This is a genomic window from Streptomyces sp. BV286 (assembly GCF_019090165.1).
Lineage (GTDB): Bacteria > Actinomycetota > Actinomycetes > Streptomycetales > Streptomycetaceae > Streptomyces.
The window spans coordinates 1-2,718 of sequence record NZ_JAHRIB010000189.1 but is presented as its reverse complement, the minus strand read 5'-3'; the positions used below and the strand labels follow the sequence as shown (position 1 = coordinate 2,718).

General features: G+C 68.2%; 1 protein-coding gene. It reads left to right on the top strand.

Features of this window, described 5'->3' with window-relative positions; translation table 11 throughout:
• Positions 1-2,718: SDR family NAD(P)-dependent oxidoreductase (locus tag KUF83_RS42700; protein WP_217459310.1), on the top strand; the 2,718-nt coding region annotated here is incomplete at both ends.

Below are 2,718 nucleotides of genomic sequence, written 5' to 3'. Positions count from 1 at the left end.
CGGGGAGATCGCGGCTGCGCACGTGGCCGGGGTGTTCTCTCTTGACGACGCGGCGATGTTGGTGGCGGCTCGTGGGCGGTTGATGGATGGGTTGCCTGCGGGTGGGGTGATGGTGGCGGTCCAGGCCGCCGAGTCGGAGGTACGTGAGCTGCTGGACGGGGTGCTGGACGCGGGTATTGCGGCGGTGAATGGGCCGCGTGCGGTGGTCCTTTCGGGCACGGAGGCTGCGGTGCTGCCGGTGGTGGAGGCGCTGCGGGAGCGTGGGGTGAAGACCAAGCAGCTCCAGGTCAGCCACGCCTTCCATTCTCCGCTGATGGAACCGATGCTCGACGACTTCGCCGCTGTGGTGGAGGGGTTGACGTTCAACGCTCCGGCTCTCGGGGTCGTGTCGAACGTGACCGGGGAGATTGCGTCGGCGCAGGAACTCTGCGCACCCGGGTACTGGGTGCGGCACGTCCGTGAGGCGGTGCGGTTCGGCTCCGGAATTGAGGCTCTTCTGGATGCTGGTGCGTCGTCGTTCGTCGAGCTGGGCCCCGAGGGTGTGCTGAGCGGGATGGCTCGTGAGTCGCTGGCGGAGGACTCGGATGTGGCGTGCGTGCCCGTGATGCGTCGGGACCGCGACGAGGTACGGGAGTTCCTGACCGCCCTAGCCCGGCTCAATGTACGTGGCGTTGCGGTGAGTTGGAAGCCGTTGACGGCGGGCGGACGCCGGGTCGAACTGCCCACGTACGCCTTCCAGCGTGAGCGGTACTGGCTTGAGGGTGGCTGGTCGGTGACCGATGCGGCAGGACTGGGTCAGTCGGCCGCGGATCACCCGCTCGTGGGCGCGGTGGTCGGGATGGCCGAGGGTGAGGGCGTTGTCCTGACGGGGCGGCTGTCCCTGAAGTCGCATCCGTGGCTGGCCGATCACACCGTCGCCGGTGTGGTGGTGTTCCCGGGGACCGGGTTCGTCGAGTTGCTGGTGCGGGCGGGCGACGAGGTCGGCTGCGGGCGCATCGAGGAGCTGACCCAGGAAGCCCCTCTCGTCGTGCCCGACCGTGGCGGCGTACAGGTGCAGGTCCTCGTCGAGGCGGCGAACGAGTCCGGGGAACGGCCGGTCGCCGTGTACTCGCGGGTGGAGGGTGCGGATGAGGAGGTGCCGTGGACGCGGCATGCCAGTGGTCTGTTGAGTCCTTCGGAGGCGTCGGCCGGGTTCGAGCTCGCGCAGTGGCCGCCCGCCGGAGCGGAAGCCCTCGACATCGAGGGCATGTACGAGCGACCGGAATCCGGCTTGGTCTACGGTCCTCTGTTCCAGGGCTTGACCGCCGCATGGCGTAAGGGTGACGAGGTCTACGCGGAGATCGAGCTGCCCGCCGAAGCGGCTGGGGAGGCTGCCCGATTCGGCCTGCATCCCGCACTCCTCGACGCTGCCCTGCACGCTCTCGGCTTCTCGCCCTCCTACGAGGAAGAGGAAGAGGACGGCACCGTGGCCCGACTCCCGTTCTCGTGGTCGGGGGTGTCGTTGTTTGCGGTGGGTGCGTCGGTGTTGCGGGTGTGTGTGCGGCATGTGGCGCGGGATCGGGTGTCGTTGTGGGTTGCTGATGGTGTGGGTGTGCCGGTGGCGGTGGTGGAGTCGCTGGTGTTGCGGGCGATTTCGTCGGGTCAGGTGGGGGCTGCTGGTGGGGTGCCGGTGGTGGCTGGTGGTGGGTTGTTCGAGGTGGTGTGGTCGCCCGTTGCCGGTGCTGTGGCCGGCGTGGGCGGTGTCGGAAGTGGTGTGAGTGGTGGGGCGCCGGGTGTGCTGGTGCTGGAGGGTGAGCGTTTGGGTTTGGCGGGCGCGGAGCTGGAGCGTGTGCTGGCCTGGTTGCAGGAGGGTGTGTCGGGTGTGGGGGGTGCTGGTTCTCGTGTGGTGGTGACGCGGGGGGCGGTGTCTGTGGGTGTGGGTGGTGTGGTGGATGTGGTGTCGGCTGGGGTGTGGGGGTTGGTGCGGTCGGCGCAGGCGGAGCATCCGGGTCGGTTTGTGTTGGTGGATGTGGGTGTGGAGGGGGATGTTGAGGCGGGTGTGCGGGCTGCTCTGGTGTCGGGGGAGGAGCAGGTCGCTGTCCGTGGCGGTGAGGTTTTCGTTCCTCGTCTGACGCGGGTGGCCTCGGGTGGTGGGGTGACGTCGTGGGGTGCCAGTGCCAGTGCCAGTGCCAGTGCTGGTGGTGGTGTGGTGTTGGTGACGGGTGGTACGGGTGGTCTGGGTGCGGTGGTGGCCCGGCATCTGGTGGTGTCGCATGGTGTGGAGCGTCTGGTGTTGCTGTCGCGGCGGGGTCAGGATGCGCCGGGTGCGGCTGAACTCGTTGCTGAGCTTGCGGACTTGGGTGCCCGGGCGGATGTGGTGGCGTGTGATGTGAGTGATCGTGCTGCGTTGGCTGCTGTGGTGGATGGTCTGGGTTCGGAGTTGTCGGCGGTGGTGCACACGGCCGGTGTGGTCGATGACGGTGTGCTGGAGTCGCTGACGCCGGAGCGGTTGGATGGTGTGCTGGGTCCGAAGGCGGATGCTGCGTGGTATCTGCATGAGTTGACGCGGGAGTTGGACCTTTCCGCCTTTGTGTTGTTCTCGTCGTTGTCGGGGACGGTGGGTGGTGCGGGGCAGGGCAACTACGCGGCGGCGAATGCGTATCTGGACGGGTTGGCGGAGTATCGGCGGGGGTTGGGACTGCCCGCGACCTCACTGGCCTGGGGACTCTGGGAAGAGAC